Source organism: Lacicoccus kunmingensis DSM 17847, from assembly GCF_059568765.1.
Genome location: NZ_JCANUC010000017.1, coordinates 1 through 21,643, shown reverse-complemented (window position 1 = coordinate 21,643; position 21,643 = coordinate 1). Strand labels below are relative to the sequence as shown.

Sequence of the window (21,643 nt, the reverse complement as noted above, 5' to 3'; positions counted from 1 at the left end):
GAAAATTCTTTTATTTGATAAAATACTATATGAAAGCGTTTTACTTGCTGTTGCCAAAGCTTCCCGCCAGTCAAACAGATCTAAATAAGGAGGAAGTAATGATGTCAATTTCGAAAGAAGCACTCCATTGGATGTATGCGCACATGTACAAGATTCGCTATTACGAGGATCAGCTGGAAGAGGTTTATATGGAAGGAAAACAGCCTGTGTTCAATATCGGTGCAGGGACCGTGCCGGGGGAAATGCATCTATCAACCGGCCAGGAACCGGCAGCGGTGGGTATCAGTGTGCATTTGAGGCAGGATGATATTGTGACGGCGCCGCACCGGCCGCATCATCATGCGATCGCAAAAGGCATCGATTTGAACCGCATGACTGCTGAAATTTTCGGCAAAGAAACCGGGCTGAGTAAAGGGAAGGGCGGACATATGCATCTGTTCGATCCGAACGTCCACTTTTCATGCAGCGGCATCGTCGGTGCGGGCATTCCGCATGCGGTGGGTGCGGCGCTTGCTGCGAAGAAGCGGGGCAAGGATTCTGTTGCGGTCGCCTATATCGGCGAGGGTGCGGCGAACCAGGGGTCGTTCCACGAGTCATTGAATATGGCGGCATTGTGGAATCTGCCGGTCATCGTCGTCGTTGAAAACAATAAGTACGGCATTTCCGTGCCGAGGGACGATTCGACGTCTGTCGCATCGAATGATCTGCGGGCAGGTGCGTATGGTATCGAAGGGTATCATGTGAAAGGGAATGACCTGCTTGAAATGTATAAAGTATCGAAAGAAGCGGTGGACCGTGCAAGGCGTGGCGAAGGACCGTCGATCATCGAGATCGAAACGTACCGTTACCTCGGACATTTCCAGGGGGACGCTGAACAGTACCGTCCGGAAGATGAAGTGAAGGAACTGAGAGCAAAAGACCAGGTGAATATGTATAGGGATTTATTAATAAAGGATTATGGCTTTGATGAAAACGAACTTGCCGATATCGAAAAGAAAGCGGCCGGTGAAGTGGATGAAGCGTACCAGTTCGCAAGGGACAGCGATTATCCTGACGAGACGGCTGCGCTCGAGGATGTATTCGTATAAAAAATATTTGAAGGGGGCAAATGACAATGCAGGAAGTGAAGAAACGTTTACTGACAGGTAACAAAGCGATGGCCGAGGCCATTCGTCTGGAGATGGAAAGTAACGCGGATGTGTTTGTGCTCGGGGAAGATATCGGCGCGTACGGTGGTATTTTCGGTTCGACCGAAGGGCTGCTGGATGAATTCGGACCGGAGCGCATCATGGATACGCCGATTTCAGAAACGGCACTGATCGGTGCGGCGGTCGGGGCAGCGACTGAAGGCATGCGCCCGATTGCCGAGCTCATGTTCGTGGACTTTTTCGGGGTCGCGATGGACCAGATCTATAACCAAATGGCGAAGATTCCGTATATGTCCGGCGGCAATGTGAAAGTGCCGATGGTATTGATGACCGCAGTCGGCGGCGGGTATAACGACGCTGCGCAGCACTCGCAGACGTTGTATGCGACGTTCGGCCATATGCCGGGGATGAAAGTGGTGGCACCGACCACACCATATGACTTAAAAGGCATGATGATTTCCGCCATCCGTGATGATAACCCAGTCGTGTTCATGTTCCATAAGACACTGCAGGGACTCGGTTGGATGGAACAGCTGGATACGTCCGAGGGCCATGTGCCGGAAGAATCCTATACGGTGCCTTTAGGGAAGGCGAATGTAGTCAAGGAAGGGATGGATGTGACGATGGTCGGACTTCAGATGACGACACATTACGGCATGGGTGCAGTGAAAGAGCTGGAGGAACAGGGCGTGAATGCCGAGCTGATCGACCTCCGTTCCATTGTGCCGCTGGATAAGGCAACGATTTTGAAATCACTTAAGAAGACGGGACGTCTATTGATCGTGGATGAAGATTATAAATCATTCGGTGTATCGGCTGAAATTGCGGCGATTATTGCCGAAGAGGGTTTATTTGACCTGGAAGCGCCGGTGAAACGGCTCGCACTGCCGGATGTGCCGATTCCTTACAGCCGTCCGATGGAGCAGTATGTGATACCGACGACGGATAAGATTGTCAAAGCAGCACTCAAGTTGATGGATGAATAATCGAGGAGGGGAAGCATCGTGGCAATGGAAATAAAACTACCCCGTCAGTCCGAGAAGCTGGATGAAAGCCTGATCACTTTCTGGCAGGTGTCAGAAGGGGATACGGTCAAAAAAGGTGACGTCCTCGTCGAGGTGCAGACGGAAAAGGCAATCTCGGAAGTCGAATCACCAGAATCCGGCGTCATCAAAGAAATCGTCAAGAAGCGGGGAGATACAGTAAGAGTCGATGAAGTACTGGCAGTTTTGGACACCGGGGGAGGAAAAAGTGAAGCAGCTGAAAATAAAGAACCAGTAGAGAGCGAAGGGGACGAAGAGAAGCGAACGGCTGAAGAAGAGAAGCCGTCTGCAGACAATAAAAAAGCGACGCCGAGAGTGAAAAAGTTCGCAAAAGAACTAGGGGTCGACTGGAAACTCGTCACACCTGAAAGATCGGACGGCAAAGTGACCGAGGATGATGTGCGGAATTTTGCGGAAAGTGACGGAATAGAAGTGGCGCCGGATGTTGCAGAAACGGTGCAGGAGGAAGAAAAACCGCGACGCCAGGTTTTATCGACACCTTCAGTACGGAAGTATGCAAGGGATAATAATCTGATGATCGACCATGCCCAGCAGTCCTATATTACAGAAGGGCAAAGTGACTCCGGCACGAAAGATAAGGAGAGACGCGTGCCATTGACCGGCATCAGAAAAGTCGTCGCAAGAACGATGACGCAGTCCGCACAGACCATTCCGCATGTCACACATTTTGATGAAGCGAATGTTGAGAAACTGGTCGAACTCCGGGACATGCTGAAAAAAGATTTTGAAGTAGAAGCGGTCAAGCTCACCTATATGGCATTCATCGTCAAAGCGTTCACCAATGTGCTTTACAACTATCCATATTTGAACGCATCGTTTGATGAGGACAGTGAGGAAATCATCCTGAAGGAACACTACCATATCGGTTTTGCGACAGATACGGACCAGGGGCTCCTTGTGCCGGTCGTCAGAAATGCGGACGCACTGTCTCTGTTCCAGATCGCAAAGGAACTTCAGGAACTTGCGGATAAAGCCCGGAACGGCGGGATGACTTCAGACGACATGACTGGCGGCACCGCAACAATTTCCAACGTCGGATCGGCAAAGGGCGCGTTTTTCACACCGATCATCAACCCGCCGCAGTCATCCATACTCGGCATCGGCAGAATCGAGAAGAAAGTTGTCGCGACAGACGATGATGCGATTGAAATCCAGCCGAGAATGTCTTTATCATTAAGTTATGACCATAGAGTGCTTGACGGCGTCATGGCGCAGGAGGCAATGAACGAGCTGAAACGGTTATTGGAAGAGCCGGGATTGCTGCTGGCGTACTAGAACGCTGATTTAAAATGATATAGAAACATTGAAAGCTCCCGGTTTCGGGGGCTTTTTTTAGTGATGAAGTCATTTCTAAAATGTGGTTTCATATTAATCTCCAACGGTTTTTATTATAAACAAAGTATAAATTTCTAATTATCTTTTTATATTTTCTTAAATGCTCGTAAAGCCTTATTCTATGTGCTTTCGAGTATTTTTACTGTAGGAAGATACTTCACGTTTCTTTGCATATTTCCTCATGTCTTAGCTGTCAGAAGTGGTAAATAAGTAGTAAATTCATTTGTACTACTAAGCAACAAGACGCTCCTGTTGCTTCTCTTTATTCAAGCGTTTCATTTCTGCCATTGCAGAATCGAATGTTGCATGTGCGTAATAGTTCAGCGTCATGGCTATATTAGCATGTCCCATAATGTACTGTAATGCCTTTGGATTCATTCCTGCATTTGCATAGTTGGTACAGAATGTATGTCGCAAACTATGTGGAGTGATGTGTGGCAATTTATCCTCGTTATACTTATTGTATTTCTTAACAAGACCTTTCATCATGCCGTTGTAATCACTTGCCACTTTTGGATAGTTCTTTCTATTAAGAAAGAGGAAATCACTATATCCATCAATCTCAACACGCTTATCATTCTTTCGATTCGCTAACACTCGCTTAAATGCTTGATAGGCTTCTTCAACCATAGGAACTTGACGTTCGCCACTTTTGGTCTTTGGTGTTTCAATGTAGTACCCAATTTCAGTATCTCTCAATAGCTGATGGTCTATATTGACAAGACGATTCTCAAAATCTAAATCTGGAAGTGTCAAACCACCAAACTCTGAAATACGAAGACCTGTTTTTAAGAGTATCAGAATTTCATCATAATTTTTGCTGTAGGTTTTATCAGCTTTTGCAAAGGCTAACAGTTTTTCTTCCTGTTCTTCTGTTAGTACGGTCTTAGGGACAGTATCATCATCAAGAACTGCTTTCAGTTGAAAGTCAAATGGATTCTTCCGAACACAATCATCTTGTATAGCAATATAGAATGAAGCCTTTAAAGAACGTTTGTAGTTATTGATGGTTTGATAAGCATAACCATTTTCACTCATTCTAATAGCCCATTCTTTAGCGTCTGATGGCTTAATACTGTCAATACTTCTTACACCTAACTTGTCTTTCTTCAAAATATCCATAAGATATTTGCGTCCAGTTTCAGTGTTTTTTCTAACCTTTGGTCTTTGAGCGTTCTGTTTTGCGTAAAGCTGGCAGAGTGTCATTTTCTTTCCTACAACATCAATACCATCATGAATGTCTTTCTGTAACTCTGCGATTTTCTCTCTAAGTGAGATACAATCACGCTTTCCTGCTGGTACTCGGTCTGTAGCCACAAGTTTCCACGAGTAAACAAATTGCGGTTCTCCAAATGAATCTATATATTTGTATAAGTATCTTCCGTCTTTTCGTTGGCTCTCTCCAGTCTTTAAGATTCGACCTTTATTGTCACGTCTTTTTTCTGACATGGCATTTGCTCCTTTCCTTTATGGAAAGAGCCTTGATACGACTTAATACTATTTTATCATATACAAGACCCTTTGGCGACGCTAGATTGCGTCCAATGTATCTATAATTTTTTCAAATTGTTTTCGTTTAATCTGAATACGATTGCCATTCATAATCAGCCAATTTGCATTTTTATTTTCCTCTGCCAAGCGTCGTAGCTTGTTTTCGCCAATACGAAAATATTTTGACGCTTCTTCAATGGTTAGGGTATAACGTTCCCAAATAGGAATGTCAGTCTGCTTCATAAAATCCTCCTTTCCAAATCACTTATTTGGATTTCATAAAAGTTGTTTTACCAGCAATCGAACAGCTTTAGCAAAGCTCACGGGAGTTCCACCCCTGCATGGTTCTCATGTAGCCATACTCATTGCCTGCGACGGTTTTATCACGCTCGGACTATTGACTGTATGGGAGTATCATTATCACGATAAGAATGTCGTTGCAGGCAATCCTGCTAAAGATTGCTTCTCGGATCACTAACATGAATCGCTCGCTATCTTTATAAGATAGGTCATGGCGGTTAGTTCCGTTGGCTCTTTTCTTATCGAAACGTATTCGATTACTTTTATTCAGTTTTCAAAGAACAATGGCTCGTTAGCCTATCAAAACACATTGAAAGCTCAATATGCTTTGGTGGAATAACAAACCTCCCTGTTCGGGAAGCGTGGAATGGTTTAGCACGCTTCCACGAAAGGAGAGAGGATATTACTTAATTTCAAATGACAAAATCTTTGTAATCAGTCTGGTTTCCATTCTTCCACGTAAGACTTCATCAACGACCATACTTTGATTGCCATATTCATCTTTCATAAGTCGTAGGGAACGCTTCGTTATGTACCCTCTGTAATGATGTAGAATCTGGTTAATCGCTTCGGTATCGCCATCTGTTGCCTTTACAATGAGAGGAAAGGGAATCATAGGATATTGTGTTTTCATTCTTCAAATTCCTCCATAAACTTTTTAATTAAGGCTAGTCCACTGGTTCTATGCCGATAGACAGTAGAACGGTTCAATTTCAACAGGTCTGCAATTTCTGAATCGCTCATGTCCATAAAGTAAAACAGCAGTAGAATTTCACGTTTCTTGTCTGGCAACTCACGTAATGCTTCACTCAACAAATCATTTTCAACGCCTACTGATAACCCATTGAGTGTAAAAATCTGAAAGTCAGTTGAATAGTTATCTGTTGTCGCAAACTGGCTAACAAGATAATCGCCAACATCCGAAAAGGACACCTCACGCTTTGCAATCCTTGAAAGATAAAGCATATAATTCTTTCGCTCGTCTTCCATAGCACGTTTACAGATATAGTCAAACTGATTTTCTATTGTGGTCTGAAAAGAAGATGGTTTCATGTTTCTCACCCCCTTTCTGTCTAGGAAAGGAAGTGAGCCTTGCTCGTTTATCTCCTTTCACTCTTAGTCCCAATGTGAAAGGGGGATTTGTTGCATTACTGATAAATAAACTTTGTAAAAAAGTTCTGAATAGCCAAAAAAGCATATAAACAGATTTATTTCTCTGTTTACATGCTTCTGTTATTCTATCTATATGATTTATAAAACCACATTGGTGGACGTACTTATCTATTGCAGATAGACGACTTTTTTTGACAAGAACCCAATGTAAGGAAATTTATTGTATATGATGTACTTCATGGCGACGTTGACCTCCAACAAACCGCCATTTGGAAGTAATATACAATATTTTAACAGCGTAAATAGCACTACCATATAACGGTTTTTTTTATTGGCGTTTAGTAGTGCTTTTTATTAAATATAAACCTATAAACCATATAACACGTTTTTCTATACCTGTTTTTAATTCAGTAGGAACAATAAAATGTATAGAGGTGGTCTACTATGCGTAAAAAAGAAGATAAATATGATTTTAGAGCCTTTGGTTTAGCCATTAAAGAAGCTCGATTGAAACGAGGTTTAACTCGTGAACAAGTGGGAGCATTGATTGAAATTGACCCACGGTACTTAACTAATATTGAAAATAAAGGGCAACACCCCAGCATACAAGTTCTTTATGACCTTGTATCGTTACTTCATGTTTCCGTTGATGAATTTTTCTTACCTGCTAATAACTTGGTAAAAAGCACCCGACGATTACAGATAGAGAAATACATGGATAGCTTTACAGACAAAGAACTATCCTTAATGGAATCTTTAGCCAGCGGTATCAACGAAGCAAGAAACATCGAAGACTAATTAAAAGAATCCATACATAACGGAAAGAGCCGATAAAATGAGATTGTATTAATCTCATTTTATCGGCTCTGCGTCTTTGCGTCTGGCTCTGTAATCACAGTTACTTTGAACTGCTTTATTTCAATTAAATTTTCTTGTCTGCATTTCGGACAATAGAGGGGGAATTTTTTTAATTCAGTATCTTCCCTTATCTTTAATCGTGTTTTATTTCCACATACAGGACACAATATCCACTTGTAGTTTATAATAACTATCTCCTCCTTTACACTTTAATTCAAATCTTTATTAAAAAATATTTCATCTTATTTAACAAGAAACCATATTTATATAACAACATAAAATACACTAAGTTATTTTATTGAACATATATCGTACTTTATCTATCCGACTATTTGGACGACGGGGCTGGCAAACAGGTTCACCGGTAGTAACATGGTACCCTTTTAACTCTGTTAAACAAACACTACGTCCATTTGTAAAGAAAGTTAAATCACTACGATATTCTTGAATACACCGAGCAGGGATTTCTCCACTAAGAATGACCTCATTATTTTTCAATTGAGTGTCTACGATGTTCGCACAATATTTAGGAGCATCGTTGTATGCTCGTGAAAGATATTCCTGTGGCGCATAAATTTTAAAACTAAGATATGGCTCTAACAATTCTGTTCCAGCTTTTTTTAAGACTTGTTCCAATACAATAGGAGCAAGCATCCGAAAATCTGCTGGGGTACTAACAGGGCTATAGTATAAGCCATACTTAAAACAGATTTTACAGTCCGTCACATTCCAACCATACAATCCTTGTTCACAGCCATAGCGTATCCCCTCCATAACTGCATTTTGAAACGATTGATTTAAGTATCCAAGAGAAACCGAGCTCTCATACTGCATTCCACTTCCCAACGGAAGCGGTGATACAGATAAACCAATGGAAGCCCAGAAAGGATTTGGCGGCACTTCGATGTGAATGGTATATTCTGCATTTTTTAACGGTCTCTCCATATAAATGACTGTAGGCTCTTTTAGTTCTATCTCCACATGATACTTTTCTTGCAACAGTGCACTAATCACTTCCATTTGTACTTTCCCTAAGAAAGAAAGTATAATTTCATGTGTCGTAGAATCCACGTAATATCGTAGAAGCGGATCACTATCTGAGATTTCCAAAAGGGCATCAAGCAACATTTCTCTCTGTTCAGGTTTACTCGGTTCAACAGTTGTTTGTAGTAGAGGGTGCGGATTTTCAATCTTTTTTCTCTGTGGCAATAGTTTTGTATCTCCAAGAACACTATTTAACTTCAAAAACTCATTTTGCAAAATAACAATTTCTCCAGAATAAGCTCTATCAATCTTACATAATTCACCATTTATTGAAGTATACATTTCTGTAACTTTTATTTTTTCTTTTTCTGATACTCTAACCGAATCTCGTAAATGTAGTACTCCACTATAAAGGCGTATATATGCAAGACGTTGTCTTTTTTTTGTATATTCAATTTTGAAAACATTTCCGCAAAGTTCAGACGGACCTCGATGTGTTGATGAATAAAATTTATTAGTAATAACTTCTATAAGGTTATCAATCCCTATATTACTTTTTGCACTTCCATGATAAAGAGGGAACAGAGAACAATTCTGAAATCTTATGCTTTCCTCTTGTTCGAGTTCCAATGCTTCTAATGATTTACCGGACATATATTTCTCTAAAAGGTCATCGTTTCCCTCTATTACCGTATCCCATTGTTCAGATTCGGTAAAGTTCGTCACACACATATTAGGATACAGTTCTACCTTCTGTTTGATTACAATTTCGGCAGAAAGTTTCTCTTTAATATCCTGATAAACCGTTGATAAATCAATTCCATTTTGGTCAATCTTATTGATAAAAAAGATTGTGGGAATCCCCATTTTCCTAAGTGCATGAAATAATATACGAGTTTGTGCTTGTACGCCATCTTTTGCAGAAATCAGTAGAATTGCCCCATCTAAAACTGATAATGAACGATATACTTCTGCTAAGAAATCCATATGTCCTGGCGTGTCTATGATGTTCACCTTCGTATTTTCCCACTGAAAAGAGGTTATTCCTGTCTGAATTGTAATTCCTCTCTGACGTTCTAAAAGCGTATTATCCGTCCTCGTTGTACCTTTGTCCACGCTTCCTAATTCTGTAATCGCTCCACTGTTATATAATAAGCTTTCTGTTAAGGTAGTTTTTCCTGCATCAACATGAGCTAAAACTCCAATATTAATAATTTTCATGTGATTTTCCTCCATTCAAAAACCCAAAAGGGCATAAAAATCCCAGTGATAAATACTTTTATCACTGGGATTTTTATGCATAACCATAGGCATACAAAGCATACAGATATTCTCCGGATACTTTAGAATCACATGATAAAGGTATTCTTAAACTGGGTACAAAAAACTAAGCCCTCCTAAAAAAGGACATCCAATTATTTGTTCCCACTATCAAATTGACAGTTTATTTAAGAATACCTTGCCGCATATTTATTAACTCCTTTTAAATAGATACTTAAATAATAGCACGTAAGAGCATATTTGTAAAGGAATCTCCAATTTTTTATCAAAGAGAGTACGTGATTACAAAATAGCTGTAATAATGTACCAATATTTGTTATTCTATAATCTTCCAATTACTCCCGTTCTTTTCAAGTACCAAATCAAATTGAGATACCTGCGTTGCTTTGGTCTGCTGGTCGATATACTCCACTGTCAGCGATACCGTGACTTGATTATCCTTACGATTGTGAATAGGATTTACCAGTTCTTGAAAGATGTACTCTTTTCCGATTGGTTTTAATATCCCGTCATTCACATAGTAGGAAAGTTCACTGGCTGTCGCTGTAGGATAGAGCTTGAAGAACGTCGTTAAAAACTCATTGATTTCATTGGTTGTAATGGAATCAACCGTCCCCTCACTTTCAATGGCTTTTGGTTTATAACTTGATTTCTTAGGTATGTTGGTAATGGTCGGATTCTTAACCAGTACCATATTTCCAGAACCATCTACATAGACACTCACTATATAAGCAGAGTGGACGGTCTTTGTATTTTCTCCCTCTGTAATGAGCTGGTCTACACTGTAGGTTACATTAAACTCATTGTCGCCAGTTGGCTCTACCGTCCATATCTGAAATCCTCTTACAGAAGACGATACAGGAATATCTTTGCGTACTGTATCAACATTGAGAGCTTGAAGTTCATCTGTCAGATAGCCTTTTAGACTTTCCATTCGATTATCAATGGACTTATCGGATTGCTCCCATGAATAGTAGACTTTCGCAAAGTTCTCTACAAAATTTTCTACATGATGAGTATCAACGTATTCCTTTTCTATGATAGTTGTTTCGTGAATAGTATGAGTATCTATAGCTGTAAAGTGCTTGAATATCGCAAAGCTGAAACTAAGCCCTAAAAGTACCCACAAGGCAATCACAACCTTTTTATGAGGATTGACCTTATAGACACGAGGTTTCTTTTCCTTTGGTATCTGTTTTTCTTTATTCTGATTTTTTCTAAATTTCATCATTAAATCTTCCTTTCTCATTGTTTGATTCGTCCTGCTCCCACTAAATGCTGTTGCCAGTAGGGGCTTGTTAAGTCGGCATAACCGATTGGGTCGCCTGCATGAAACATACGGTTATTGCCAAGGTATATCCCAACATGAGTAATATAAGAGCCAGCGTTATAGGTAGAATGAAAGAAAACCAAATCGCCAGCTTGTGCTTCCGATAGTGGGATATGCTGGGTCACATCATATTGCTGTTGTGCGGTTCGTGGTAAGTTAATTCCAGCTTTTCCATACGTCCATTGTGTCAGTCCGCTACAATCAAAAGAAGTAGTCGGGGAAGCTCCACCGTAAACGTATCGCCAGCCCTCATATTTCAGTGCTTCGTCCATGATGGCTTGTACCGTATCATCATCAAACTCTGTTGTGACAAGATACTGCGTTACCAGTTGCACATAAAACATATTGCCATAGTTGTATCGCCAGCCCCCATTGATAGGTATGGCTATGGGATTGGGGTAAGACACTTTTTCGCCACCTGAATACTCTTTTGAGAAACTTTGAGCCAGTTCAAAGGTATATTTATTTCCACGATTAGCCACATACCCTAAGAAACCACCACCATAATTGTAGGACTGGATAACCGATTCTAAATCTACACTGAGCCTTTCGCTACTGGCTAATAATTCACTGAAATACTTCACACCTTGCTTAATGGATTCTTCTGTACTCAATGAATTAGGTGGAAGACCGAGGGATTCCGAGGACTGCATAACATCTTCCGCAGTACCGCCCGATTCCACCTGTATAATCGCAAGAAGTATGTTGACATATTCTTCAACGCCATATTCTTTGGCATATTTTTCTACCATAGGCTTATGAGCCAGCACTTCTGCGGAAACATTCACACCTCCATAATGAATATTGGAAATTCCGCTGTCCTGTTCATCTGAAAATAAAATGGCAACAAACAGAAGCAGTGAGAAGACCATCAAGAATAATCCAGAACCACCAATCACTAAAGTTTTCAACTTCATGGTTTCTTACCGACTTTCTTAATGGTGGCGGTTTTGATTGGTGGTCTACTTCTTGTATTTTGTAGTGGTACTCTTTGAACAGTAGACGGACGTTCTTTTGTGATTGGACGTTGTGAAGTTCTATCTGCTGTAGTGGTTGAAGTTGCTGGCTTTTGAACGGTTTTTTCTTGAACGGTATTGCCTTGGCGTTCCACTTTTGGACTTGAAAAATCGGACTTAACTGCTGGACGCTCTTGTTTGGCTTGTTGAGATTCCTTATATGAAGTCTGAATATTAGACTGTTTTGAGGTCTGTTCATCATGATATTGTTCTTGTCTTGTAGTCGGTCTTTCATGAACAGAAGAAGCAGGCTGTTTTTTCTGTTTGACCTGTTCCATTTCAGAGCGACGCTTCGCAATGGTTTTTCGCCTTTGTTCCTGCTGTTCCTTGCGTCCACTGGCTCTGTCCGCTTTGGTTTGAGAAATACTACTGGTTAAATCACGGACATTCTCTTTTACTTTGGATTTTCCTTGATATACTGCATATCTTGCATTGGTCGGCAAATCTTTAACCTGTTCTTTCAAACCACTAGCAGTGTCTACCATTCTGTCTTTGGTATCAGCTACTGTACCGATGGTTTGACCGATACGTTTTCCAAGTGTTGATTTTTCCTTTCCGTCTGGTCGGGAGTGATCTGCTTGTGTCCTTGCAGAACTCCCCGAACCCGACTGTCCTTTTTTACCTGTAACAATGGCAGACCCAGCCCCTAGAGTAGTCATGGAACGTCCAAGTTTCCGCTGTAGACGGTGCATGTGAGCGTGCATAAGCATACGAGGTTTTCTCATCACACGACTTCCCACACTTTGAGAATCGTTACTCTGTAGAGAAAACATACTCATTAAATCGCCCAGCTTGAAGTAGATTCCTGCAAAGGTCACAATCTGTAGAAAAGCAATCAAAAAGAACGGATAACCAGCCGATAAGGTATAGAGCATGGTTGAAATACTAAATGCTGTCGTAATAATCAATGTGATTCCAGCTCGTGTCAAAATGGTATTAAAGAGCTTTGTTATGGCTCGTTTTGACATACCATCAAATGATGGAATCATGCTTAAAATAAAGCTCACAGGCAGAAACATAGCATAGATGATAAAAAGTACCTGCGAGAAAATCATGATTCCTGTTAATAGGAATACAAATATGGAAATCCCAATATTGAAGACAAATAGGAAGAAGACTGTACCTAAACGGTTAATGGTCTTTGTAATGGTTAGATTGGTATTGCTTCTGTCTTCAATTTCTTCCGCAACAATTTTTTCTCTGTCTTCGCCATTGTTGGAATCTGGGCTGGTGGAGAGCAGGCTTTCCACACGGTCAATACCGATACTTTCAATGTCTGAACTGTTGTATTGAAGCAGTAGCCACGGTTGCTGAACCTGTATGGAAAACAGGCTATCTCTGATTAAGTCCACGCTGTCCTTGCCTTGACTATCGGAATGGGGCATGACAATCTTCGTGCCAAGTGATAAACTGGCATTACTGATGTCTGATGAAAAGTCATTGATTTTTTTAATGTAGTCGGGAGCGTAGGCAATAAAGGAAGCCGATAGGATAAACACCAGCACAAAATTCATAATGGCATGAATTGCCTTTGTGGTTTCTCTCTTTATCAGTCCCGTATAGGCAACATAAACCCCAAGAACCAAAATCAAGAGTAAGAGGAATCCAACATAGAAACCCTCTGTTGAAAATCCGTTTGCACTCACACCAGCTAAGGTCTGCATATTCTTACCAATGGAATCTGCTGTAGCGGAAATGAAGTCTAAGGAATAGGCTTCCTGTACTAAGTAACCTGTCGCATTGGAAACATACAAACTGATTGTCCAAATAAAATTGGTAATGGCATATAGTCCATACATGACCTGTTTTCCAATCCCGTCCGACCAGTTCCACGGAAGCCAGCCCCAGCTATTATCCACATAAAAATCCAGTTGATAGTTTTCAAGTGGGTATCGGCTGTATTCATTTGCCACATTGACCGTATCATCTACCAAGCCCGCAGCTTGAACCACCGTTCCCAGCATGGCTAAAAGAAAAATGGCAATCACAAGTGTGAAAGCCACTGTCATTGCCACTTTACCTAGACGTTTCAGCGTCCAGTTTGATTTTATTCTGTTTACTATTGATGGTTTCACATTTACACCTCTTTTCGCACAGGTGGTCTGGTATCAAAGGCATGGAGCAGTTCTTCAAATACAGGGTGGAACTGTATCACACCGACACGACCATATAAATCACTGATAAGGCATTGCCCGTTTTCCAAATCACGCAATCGCTTCTGATTGTTTTCGTCCTCTGGGTCTACACCAAAAAAGGCTAAGGTCTTTTTAATCTCGTTAAGGTCAGTGGAACGAAATGCAAATTTTAAGCCGAGGTTATTTTTCAGTTTTTCATCTAAGAGGTCGTCTGTATTTTGGGTCACGAAATATACCCCAGCGTTCATAGCACGACCAGCCCGAACCAGCTTCATAGATAGTGTTTTTCCTTGTGCTACCTGTAAAAAGCTCCATGCTTCGTCTAAATCTACAATCTTGAAAATGCTTCGGTCTGTATGGATAAAGTCTAAAGCAAAGGTACTAATGACAATCAGCATAGCAACGGATAAAAGCTCCATAGTGGTATATTCCTCAAAGGAAGTTTCCTTGTCGGGAAGTACCAAGTCCGCAACCTGTATAATGTTCAGTTGTTTTTCTAAGCTGATAGACTGCTCCACATAACCATTACTGAATAATAAATGTGCAAAGTCATAGTCTGTAAAACTTTCGATATGGTCGGCTATACTGGTACTTAGTGGCGTATTCTCAACCCGTAATTCCTCAATCACTTTCATCAACCCTCGTACTTCACTATTGGTTACTGCACGAATGGCTTTTCTAAGGATTGGGAAGCGTTCCCCATCACGAGAGGAAATCCCCGTAAGGAATGTCAGAATATCAATAGCCAGTGATTCAGAATCTTTGGGATTTTTCATAATCACATAAGGGTCAAGTAAGCCTTTGTTTTTCTCATCAGAAGTCAGAGTGACGATATTGATTTCATGGGAAATCTCTGGCAAGGTTTCTTTCCATCTGCCACGTTCTGCTTTTGGGTCTACAATCACTGCTTGTGCCCCATAAAGCACCGCATAATAGACGATAAGGTTATTCGCAAAGGATTTACCACCACCCAGCGAACCAACAAAAGCCGACGCTAACGCATTGGTTACTGAACCCTTAACCCCTTGACTGGCAAGAGCAGGTTTCAGATAGACATTGCGTCCAGTATCTAAGCTGTAGCCAACATAAATCCCCTCATTTTCCCCCAGCATTTGAGTAGCACCAAAACCTAAACCAGCGAGGAAATCAGAGGTCACGTATTGAATATAATCATTCATATAACGCTTGCTGGCAGGTAAAAATTCTTCATGTAAGCCGAGCATATCCCCAAATGGTCGTACCAGTTTTACGCTTAAATCGTCATAAAAATCTTTCACTTCATTACAACGACGTTTGAGTTCGTCAAGATCATTTGCTGATACCCTTACCACATAAGACAGCTTGTACATAGATTCCTTGCTTTGGTCTAAATTGGTTTCCAGCTCATTCACACTTTCCAGAGCTTCCGCCACATTGGAGCTGGTTTCATTATCACTTTGCCAAGCGTGGTTATCCAAGTCTTTCAGTTCTTTCTTTTTATTGCGGACAGTAGATAGGGCTTTACGATTCGCTACAATTTCCACATTCATTGACGTATCAATCGGGAATGTAAATTGCTGTTGCTGGTAGTAGAAGATTTCAGAGGACGGGAAGTCCAGTTCTCCGACAATGCTGTTAATGGTAAAGTAAGCTACATAGACGGTTTCATCTTCCTGCTGGATTTTCAAATATCGCTGTTTTTCTTCCACCAAACAGCGAGTAGGCTTAATCAAGTCATAGTATTTAATCAGCGTTTCATTATCCAGCTTTTTCTTTGATAGATGGTACTCATACTCTTCATAGGCAGTGCCTGTCTGTCCGTAAAGGTGTTCAATCAGATAGCCGAAGTCGTCCTTATCTAACCTGCGGATTTTGAAACGACGAGAGATTTTATTTTCTAAGAGCTTTTCCATCTTCTGAAAACGCAGGATTTCATCATTACTCATACTAACAAAATCGCCCATCAGCTTATGGTTCACATCATAGACAAAATCAGACAAAGCATTTTTTGCTTCAACGGTAAGACTTTTCATAGAAAACTCCTGATCGTTGAGAAGCAACTTAAAGCCGATAAAGAAACGGTAGTTCACTTGATTTTCGCCAATCATGGATATTAAAGCGTCTGTCTGTTGGTCGATTTTGTCATAGGCAACCGCTTTGAGCTTGCCAGTGACTTCATTTTTGGAACGCTCTTGTGCAGAACGTATGCTGGATTCTGTACTGATTTGTAAAGCATGAATTTTGCCATCACGATTTTGTGCGATAAGCTGTCTGAAAGAATCATGCACTTGTATTTTCTGTTCTGGACTTAGAAATGAGTAATTGTAAGGAACAAGCTCATAGTAAGCATAACATTCCCCGTCTTTATTCCAGACGAGATTGTTTTCAATGTATTTAATTGGATATGCCATAAAATTCACTCCTAACTGCTGTAATGGCTTCTTGTGGCTGGTTTCTGCCAAGCGTTACTTTTTTTCCTGCATAGGTCAGCTTTGGTCGCAGTGCATAAGCAATGACAGACTTCAAAAATCCATAAGGCTTTTTACCATCAAAAGTTTTTGTAGACATAAACCATGTGAAAGCCACAGGAATCCCAAAGTATTTGAGAAATGCTCCCTCTATCATGGAAAGAGGGGGCAAGTTGCCAAGTATCATCACTGCAAAGAGTGACACGACAAACCATGTCATTTGCGTAAAGGTTATGGGAAACGGAAGTCTAAAATCATTGATAGAATACAGTACCTTTTCCACAGACCAGATACTGGTATAGCTTCGTATTTTCTTCATGTAATCAATCCTTTCATAAAAAATAGGGGTAGCTGATTGAGCCACCCCGTAAAATAGAAAATCTGCCAGTAGTAATGTACCGACAGATTTAATAGACGATTTCAAAAATCCCATGATTGGTTGAGATAAACGTTCCTGAAAGGTCTAAATCCCGACCATAGGCTTGATAATCAATATAGTTTTGAAGACTAGCTGGTACTTCGCCTAAAGCACCCGTTTCTTCAATGTAGTAGCGTGCCACGTCATACATATCATCACAATCGGAATGAATGATAATATCCTCTTGATGTTCGCTTAGTTCTTCAATGCTTGAAAAATGAGTGAGCAGAGCAGATAGCTCCGATTGTAATTCTTCGGGTAATTCCGATACCATTTCCCATAGTCGATTGAGTTCGCCAATGGAAGTGTATTCGTCAACCGTAAAGGGTAACTCGTAGTCATGAATGGCGTATTCCTCATATTCATCATTCAAGCCGATTTTCTCTTTGACTTCCTCAAAGTCAATGGGAAAGGTAAACCACGCACCGACCAATTCGCCCTCATTGTATTTGCCTAAATTCGCAATATAGACTTGCATATCGTCCATATATTCACGTCCTTTCTTTGTAGAGATTCAAAAATCCCTACCGCACTTCGTTTGGTGTACCATTCCTTTGCGGAACATAAGAAAACCACTTATATTCCACAAAAGAACGGTTTTATTTAAGCACCAATAATGCGATTGAATAGCTCTAGTAAAATGTCTTTTACTCCAGCAGCGTTGAAGACTAAGCCAACCGCAATAATCGCAATAATTAAAAAGCCAATCAGTTTGCTAAACTCACGCTTGAAGCCAAGATACAAGCCAATCACAACGATTGCTAAAAGCACCAGTGATTGAGCGTTTGATAGAAACCAGTTATAAAGGTTTTGTCCAAAATTCATAAAAATGTTCTCCTCTCTATATTCAATGAATTTGTATTTGAGTTATTTTTTTGTTGTTATCACGTCCTGTTCTTTTACTGACTGTTGCTTCAAAATCTGCTTGTGTCGGTCTGTCAGTTTCGCATGGTCGAGAATGTCTTTTACAACCTGCGTCTGGTTGATTTCATCAAGTTTAATCGCAACCTTTAAGGTCGGGGCAACTTGATGAGATAGCCAGTTCAGCGTCCTTTGGAAGGAGTAAGGCTCTGGTTTTGTGGTTAGTTTTAATCGTTCACGATTGTTCCCAATAAACCAAGCCCATTCTTCATTCAGTTTCCAATCAGAACGAGGTTTGGAATCGTCTTTATCTACAAAACGGATATACCGATTGATAATTTTAAAGGCGGTATGCTCTGGATTGTCATAGACGAGTAAATCACGGACTGCATAATAGGCACGCTCATTTTTCAATCGAATCTCAAAACGGTTTTTTACTTCTGCGTCTTCAATGGGAATATCATTTTTCTTGTACTGCTCGTAGTCCTTTTCATAGATACAGAAATAAACTTCACTTTGTAATGAACCGATATAGAGGGTGTTTCCCATACATTCCTTTTCCTCTTTGCGTACCAGTTCGCCACTGCGATAGCTTTTAAAACTGCGGAAGACGGAGATACATTCTTCCTGTTGGCACTTTTCAGTGAGTACAGGGATATTTAAAATCCCTGTCTTATCGTTAATGGCAAGGTCAAGGCGTTTCATCACACCGCCAGCCACCAAAACGTCCATAAAGAACTCATACCAGCTTCTTTGTTGTGCCAGAAGATAGCTTTCAAATTGTCTGCACCCACGACCTTTCAATTCCACCAGAACTCCTTTGTCCAGTTCATGGGAGCAAAGGACGAATATGTCGCCTAAAGCATAATGCTCTGAATAAGAATAGAAACCATAGTCCTCATGAAGAAAATAGGACAGTTTCAGTTGTAAGATGTTTTCGACCACCTGCTGTACGTCTGTTGTCGGAAAGCGAATTCTTACATAATCAAACAGCATTTCAAGGGGAGCGTCGGGATTGAAGCGTTCCAGAGCTTCCCAAAGGGACTGCTGTAAATCCTCTGATGGCTTGACTTTTCCTGTTTCAATATCGCTTAGATACTGCCTTGTAATACCAGTCGCAACAGCTAAACGGTTTTGAGATAGTCCATAAGCCAAGCGTTTTTCTTTTAAATGCTGTAACCAAGTTTGTTCATTCAGTAAAAATCCCTCCAATCAAAAAGGCGTATGTCAACTTTTAAAGCCCATTTGACATACGCTGAAATTTTGTAAATCCCTTGTAACCAAAGGATTTTCTAATGTTTTTTTGACTGTTTCCTGTCGATTTGTACCCCCCTGTTAGATACGGGGGGTTAAGTGCTGGCGTGGCTATTGCCACACCAGCCAGCAAGATCAGTCCACACCTGCGACTTCCGCTTCGCACGTCGCCTGCGTGGACTGTCTGCTGTTGGATAACTTTTTAATTTCCTCCAAGAAATCATATCCTTTTGGTACAAGGGGAGTATAAAACTCTGATATGACACTTGTTCCTACATCAACATAGCCACGACCTTTGATTCGCTTTAAGAAGAAATCCTTTTGTACGTCACTGCCAAACATCATGCCATAGCCCATTTCAGACATACGACCTAAAGCCACTCTGAAATTAAACTGATCACGGATTCCGTCGCCTAAATATTTTGCGTCTGGACGTTGACAAGCCAGTATTAGAAAGAAGCCAGCTTGACGACCTAACATGACAATCTGTTTCAGCTTATTCATAACTGCGGTGTTTTCTTTTGTTCCCAGCATTTCCATGAAAGCGACGTATTCATCAAAGATTAAGAAGTGTGCCGGGAGACCTAAGTAAGCATAATTTTTGCCAGTCTTATAGTTCTTCATCTGCTTCATTTCCTCACTACGTTTCATCATTTCTTCATAGAATGTTTCAATGCAAGAAAGCAAGTCTTCTTTTCTATAGTAGACATTTGCCATCACAGAACCTAAGTCCGCAAGATCAGCATTTTTCGGGTCAAGAATATACAGTTTTGAATCTGTATGAAGCAAGGCTTCAATCAGTGTCAGTATAAAGTAAGTTTTACCGCCACCTGTACCACCAGCAATCAACATATGAGGGAGCTTATCATATTCCCACCATACGTTTTTCATTAAGCGAAGTTTACCATCTTTAGCTTCTACTTCATCAATAGAAATACGACTGGCTATGGTGTCATAGAGCAAAGTATATTCCACATAGGAATCCTTTAACTCTTTATCCGTCAGCTCACAGTACAAGCCACTCTCTAATTTCTTTTCCAAGTGTAAGAGTTGGTCTTGATATTTTCCCAGCGTGATTTCCACCCGTATCTGTATCAAGCCATTTTTAAGTCGATAATACATTTTAGGGAAGTAGGTTATCTTTTCCTTTGTACGACCAGCACTATCTTTAAAGAAACCCTCTGTTTTGACCTGTTCAGATTCATACCACTTGTTTTCAAGTATCATCTTTGCCAGTTTTTGACGGTGGTAAAGTTGTTTAACCGTATCATAGCGAACCCGTTTGAATACAAACGCTACCAGCAAGCAGATAAGAATTGCGACACTGAAACTGATAATTAAATAGGGAATGTCAATCTTATCTGCTTGTGATAGGTTAAAATCCTGCCAGTTGATCTGCTGGATTGTCTTCACATGAAACAGTCCGACAACCAGCAGGAAAACAGGCAGGAGTGACGCTATCGTAAAATGAAAGACTAAATCTTTACCAGATGGGCGAATCCTTTTACCACGCTGTTTCATGCGAAAAAGTCTCCTTTCTACCTAGCGACTATTTGTCTTGTGTCGGTTCTTTCTTTGCTTGTGGTTGAGCTTTGAATGAACTAGAATCCTTTGTCAGCACAATATCGTCTGCCTTGATATACCAGTCAACATCTGCTCCTTGATAGGTGGCAGTAGCAACGGTGTCCGCAATGGGATTGATAAGTTCCACCCGTGCGTTATAATCAAACTCTTTCAAAGGCACGCTGGCAGGAATACTTACTTGAATCATGCGTCCTTGTCCTTTGGATTTTAAGTCATAGGTACGTTCCTTGATTTCATCTGAAACCGACCCGTCTTCATTTTGGATTCTCACTTCACGACGTAGAGCAGAGAATTTCAATTCTCCAAAAGTCGTGTCTTTATCTAATACAATGCCATTTGCTAATCTCATCATTTTTCCTCTCTTTCTTTATTCTTTTATCATGTCGTCAGCATGTAAAAGGTAATTTGTAAAACCACGAGTGCCGATTTTGTAGCCCTCTGCGGTAATACGTGGATTGACTAACTTCACACGTTCCTCAAAGCCGAAATGTTTTTCGCCAGCTTCAGCAGGAAGCACCACCACAATATCATCTGCTCTTTGAACATCAGAATAGAGATTATAGCTTCTTGATAAGACAGTTAGCCGTCCGTTGATTCTTCGCTGAACGACTTTATCCTCGCCAGCAAATTCTAAATTGCCGAATGTTTTTTCCATGTTGGGAATCACAAATTTAAGTTCCATATTTTTACCTATCCTTTCTTTTTTATTGGCTGAATGAATGTTTGATGGTCTTAAAGAGTGGGGAACGACCTTTTGATTCTTGATTTTTTGTTTTCATAAGTTCACTTCCTTTCAAAATCGGGTAAAAAAATAGACACCTCATTTTTTGAAGTGTCTACCTATTAAATATTCAAATTTTATTGGAAGTATCTTTATATCTTCACTTTTCAAGGATAAATCGTCGTATCAAAGCTCATTCATAAGTAGTAAATTAGTAGTAAATTGAGTGGTTTTGACCTTGATAAAGTGTGATAAGTCCAGTTTTTATGCGGATAACTAGATTTTTATGCTATTTTTTTTAGA

At 40.6% G+C, this 21,643-nt stretch carries 22 protein-coding genes; 4 read left to right on the top strand and 18 right to left on the bottom strand.

Annotation, left to right across the window (positions count from 1 at the left end):
- Positions 1-101: 101 nt before the first annotated feature.
- Genes BO48_RS13415 through BO48_RS13405 form a run of 3 tightly spaced genes read left to right on the top strand, consistent with a single transcriptional unit; the run spans position 102 to position 3,487 of the window.
- Positions 102-1,088: a thiamine pyrophosphate-dependent dehydrogenase E1 component subunit alpha gene (locus BO48_RS13415; RefSeq protein WP_496368092.1), complete on the top strand. Its 987-nt coding sequence runs from the start codon at positions 102-104 to the stop codon at positions 1,086-1,088.
- A 26-nt stretch (positions 1,089-1,114) separates the two neighbouring features.
- A complete protein-coding gene (locus tag BO48_RS13410) occupies positions 1,115-2,134 on the top strand; it encodes an alpha-ketoacid dehydrogenase subunit beta (protein WP_496368172.1) in 1,020 nt (339 codons plus the stop codon).
- A gap of 18 nt (positions 2,135-2,152) precedes the next feature.
- Positions 2,153-3,487, top strand: coding sequence for a dihydrolipoamide acetyltransferase family protein (locus BO48_RS13405; protein WP_496368090.1), 1,335 nt, complete (start codon positions 2,153-2,155; stop codon positions 3,485-3,487).
- Positions 3,488-3,778: 291 nt separating this feature from the next.
- Here the strand turns inward: BO48_RS13405 and BO48_RS13400 are convergent, their stop codons facing one another.
- From BO48_RS13400 to BO48_RS13385, 4 genes are all read right to left on the bottom strand, one after another.
- Positions 3,779-4,996 (bottom strand): tyrosine-type recombinase/integrase, encoded by a 1,218-nt coding sequence (locus BO48_RS13400; RefSeq protein ID WP_001291561.1) that lies wholly within the window; start codon positions 4,994-4,996, stop codon positions 3,779-3,781.
- Positions 4,997-5,077: 81 nt separating this feature from the next.
- Positions 5,078-5,281, bottom strand: coding sequence for an excisionase (locus BO48_RS13395; RefSeq protein ID WP_000814511.1), 204 nt, complete (start codon positions 5,279-5,281; stop codon positions 5,078-5,080).
- A 460-nt stretch (positions 5,282-5,741) separates the two neighbouring features.
- Positions 5,742-5,972: a helix-turn-helix domain-containing protein gene (locus BO48_RS13390; protein WP_000857133.1), complete on the bottom strand. Its 231-nt coding sequence runs from the start codon at positions 5,970-5,972 to the stop codon at positions 5,742-5,744.
- On the bottom strand, positions 5,969-6,391 hold the full coding sequence (locus BO48_RS13385; protein ID WP_000804885.1) for a sigma-70 family RNA polymerase sigma factor: 423 nt from the start codon (positions 6,389-6,391) through the stop codon (positions 5,969-5,971). Before BO48_RS13385 ends, BO48_RS13390 begins: the two co-directional genes overlap by 4 nt.
- 504 nt (positions 6,392-6,895) lie before the next feature.
- Between BO48_RS13385 and BO48_RS13380 the strand changes: the two genes are divergently transcribed.
- Complete coding sequence (locus BO48_RS13380; RefSeq protein ID WP_001227347.1) at positions 6,896-7,249, top strand: helix-turn-helix transcriptional regulator; 354 nt, start codon at positions 6,896-6,898, stop codon at positions 7,247-7,249.
- A 59-nt stretch (positions 7,250-7,308) separates the two neighbouring features.
- Here BO48_RS13380 and BO48_RS13375 read toward each other — a convergent pair whose 3' ends face one another.
- The 14 genes from BO48_RS13375 to BO48_RS13310 form a co-directional block, all read right to left on the bottom strand.
- Positions 7,309-7,476 (bottom strand): cysteine-rich KTR domain-containing protein, encoded by a 168-nt coding sequence (locus BO48_RS13375; protein WP_000336323.1) that lies wholly within the window; start codon positions 7,474-7,476, stop codon positions 7,309-7,311.
- A gap of 118 nt (positions 7,477-7,594) precedes the next feature.
- Positions 7,595-9,514: a tetracycline resistance ribosomal protection protein Tet(M) gene (gene tet(M), locus BO48_RS13370; protein WP_000691736.1), complete on the bottom strand. Its 1,920-nt coding sequence runs from the start codon at positions 9,512-9,514 to the stop codon at positions 7,595-7,597.
- Positions 9,515-9,529: 15 nt separating this feature from the next.
- On the bottom strand, positions 9,530-9,607 hold the full coding sequence (locus tag BO48_RS13365) for a tetracycline resistance determinant leader peptide (protein WP_078372222.1): 78 nt from the start codon (positions 9,605-9,607) through the stop codon (positions 9,530-9,532).
- A 283-nt stretch (positions 9,608-9,890) separates the two neighbouring features.
- Positions 9,891-10,823, bottom strand: a complete 933-nt coding sequence (locus tag BO48_RS13360) for a conjugal transfer protein (protein ID WP_001224318.1) — start codon at positions 10,821-10,823, stop codon at positions 9,891-9,893.
- Positions 10,820-11,821 carry a bifunctional lytic transglycosylase/C40 family peptidase gene (locus tag BO48_RS13355; RefSeq protein ID WP_000769868.1) on the bottom strand — a complete coding sequence of 334 codons (1,002 nt, stop codon included), beginning with the start codon at positions 11,819-11,821 and terminating at the stop codon, positions 10,820-10,822. The genes BO48_RS13360 and BO48_RS13355 overlap by 4 nt, the downstream gene beginning before the upstream one ends.
- Positions 11,818-13,995 (bottom strand): CD3337/EF1877 family mobilome membrane protein, encoded by a 2,178-nt coding sequence (locus tag BO48_RS13350; protein WP_000804748.1) that lies wholly within the window; start codon positions 13,993-13,995, stop codon positions 11,818-11,820. Before BO48_RS13350 ends, BO48_RS13355 begins: the two co-directional genes overlap by 4 nt.
- A gap of 2 nt (positions 13,996-13,997) precedes the next feature.
- Positions 13,998-16,445, bottom strand: coding sequence for a conjugal transfer ATPase TcpF (tcpF, locus tag BO48_RS13345; RefSeq protein WP_000331160.1), 2,448 nt, complete (start codon positions 16,443-16,445; stop codon positions 13,998-14,000).
- Positions 16,429-16,935: a conjugal transfer protein gene (locus BO48_RS13340; protein WP_000506270.1), complete on the bottom strand. Its 507-nt coding sequence runs from the start codon at positions 16,933-16,935 to the stop codon at positions 16,429-16,431. Before BO48_RS13340 ends, tcpF begins: the two co-directional genes overlap by 17 nt.
- Positions 16,910-17,407, bottom strand: coding sequence for an antirestriction protein ArdA (locus BO48_RS13335; RefSeq protein ID WP_000342539.1), 498 nt, complete (start codon positions 17,405-17,407; stop codon positions 16,910-16,912). The genes BO48_RS13340 and BO48_RS13335 overlap by 26 nt, the downstream gene beginning before the upstream one ends.
- A gap of 116 nt (positions 17,408-17,523) precedes the next feature.
- Positions 17,524-17,745, bottom strand: a complete 222-nt coding sequence (locus tag BO48_RS13330; RefSeq protein ID WP_001009056.1) for a hypothetical protein — start codon at positions 17,743-17,745, stop codon at positions 17,524-17,526.
- A gap of 42 nt (positions 17,746-17,787) precedes the next feature.
- Positions 17,788-18,993: a MobT family relaxase gene (gene mobT, locus BO48_RS13325; protein WP_000398284.1), complete on the bottom strand. Its 1,206-nt coding sequence runs from the start codon at positions 18,991-18,993 to the stop codon at positions 17,788-17,790.
- Between the two features lie 177 nt (positions 18,994-19,170).
- The gene (locus tag BO48_RS13320) at positions 19,171-20,556 is read right to left on the bottom strand and encodes an FtsK/SpoIIIE domain-containing protein (protein WP_000813488.1); all 1,386 of its coding nucleotides are present in this window, start codon (positions 20,554-20,556) and stop codon (positions 19,171-19,173) included.
- 28 nt (positions 20,557-20,584) lie between these two features.
- Positions 20,585-20,968 carry a YdcP family protein gene (locus tag BO48_RS13315; protein ID WP_001234286.1) on the bottom strand — a complete coding sequence of 128 codons (384 nt, stop codon included), beginning with the start codon at positions 20,966-20,968 and terminating at the stop codon, positions 20,585-20,587.
- Positions 20,969-20,986: 18 nt separating this feature from the next.
- The gene (locus BO48_RS13310; RefSeq protein WP_000420682.1) at positions 20,987-21,301 is read right to left on the bottom strand and encodes a YdcP family protein; all 315 of its coding nucleotides are present in this window, start codon (positions 21,299-21,301) and stop codon (positions 20,987-20,989) included.
- Positions 21,302-21,643: the final 342 nt, after the last annotated feature.

What these genes read in the sequence shown, in the direction of transcription:
- BO48_RS13410 (WP_496368172.1), top strand. Translation starts at nt 1,115, where the DNA reads ATGCAGGAAGTGAAGAAACGTTTACTGACAGGTAACAAAGCGATGGCC.
- BO48_RS13400 (WP_001291561.1), bottom strand. Translation starts at nt 4,996, where the DNA reads ATGTCAGAAAAAAGACGTGACAATAAAGGTCGAATCTTAAAGACTGGA.
- BO48_RS13335 (WP_000342539.1), bottom strand. Translation starts at nt 17,407, where the DNA reads ATGGACGATATGCAAGTCTATATTGCGAATTTAGGCAAATACAATGAG.
- BO48_RS13360 (WP_001224318.1), bottom strand. Translation starts at nt 10,823, where the DNA reads ATGAGAAAGGAAGATTTAATGATGAAATTTAGAAAAAATCAGAATAAA.
- BO48_RS13330 (WP_001009056.1), bottom strand. Translation starts at nt 17,745, where the DNA reads ATGAATTTTGGACAAAACCTTTATAACTGGTTTCTATCAAACGCTCAA.
- BO48_RS13415 (WP_496368092.1), top strand. Translation starts at nt 102, where the DNA reads ATGTCAATTTCGAAAGAAGCACTCCATTGGATGTATGCGCACATGTAC.
- tcpF (WP_000331160.1), bottom strand. Translation starts at nt 16,445, where the DNA reads ATGGCATATCCAATTAAATACATTGAAAACAATCTCGTCTGGAATAAA.
- BO48_RS13355 (WP_000769868.1), bottom strand. Translation starts at nt 11,821, where the DNA reads ATGAAGTTGAAAACTTTAGTGATTGGTGGTTCTGGATTATTCTTGATG.
- BO48_RS13380 (WP_001227347.1), top strand. Translation starts at nt 6,896, where the DNA reads ATGCGTAAAAAAGAAGATAAATATGATTTTAGAGCCTTTGGTTTAGCC.
- BO48_RS13395 (WP_000814511.1), bottom strand. Translation starts at nt 5,281, where the DNA reads ATGAAGCAGACTGACATTCCTATTTGGGAACGTTATACCCTAACCATT.
- BO48_RS13365 (WP_078372222.1), bottom strand. Translation starts at nt 9,607, where the DNA reads ATGCCTATGGTTATGCATAAAAATCCCAGTGATAAAAGTATTTATCAC.
- BO48_RS13320 (WP_000813488.1), bottom strand. Translation starts at nt 20,556, where the DNA reads ATGAAACAGCGTGGTAAAAGGATTCGCCCATCTGGTAAAGATTTAGTC.
- BO48_RS13390 (WP_000857133.1), bottom strand. Translation starts at nt 5,972, where the DNA reads ATGAAAACACAATATCCTATGATTCCCTTTCCTCTCATTGTAAAGGCA.
- BO48_RS13315 (WP_001234286.1), bottom strand. Translation starts at nt 20,968, where the DNA reads ATGAGATTAGCAAATGGCATTGTATTAGATAAAGACACGACTTTTGGA.
- BO48_RS13310 (WP_000420682.1), bottom strand. Translation starts at nt 21,301, where the DNA reads ATGGAACTTAAATTTGTGATTCCCAACATGGAAAAAACATTCGGCAAT.
- BO48_RS13340 (WP_000506270.1), bottom strand. Translation starts at nt 16,935, where the DNA reads ATGGGATTTTTGAAATCGTCTATTAAATCTGTCGGTACATTACTACTG.
- BO48_RS13385 (WP_000804885.1), bottom strand. Translation starts at nt 6,391, where the DNA reads ATGAAACCATCTTCTTTTCAGACCACAATAGAAAATCAGTTTGACTAT.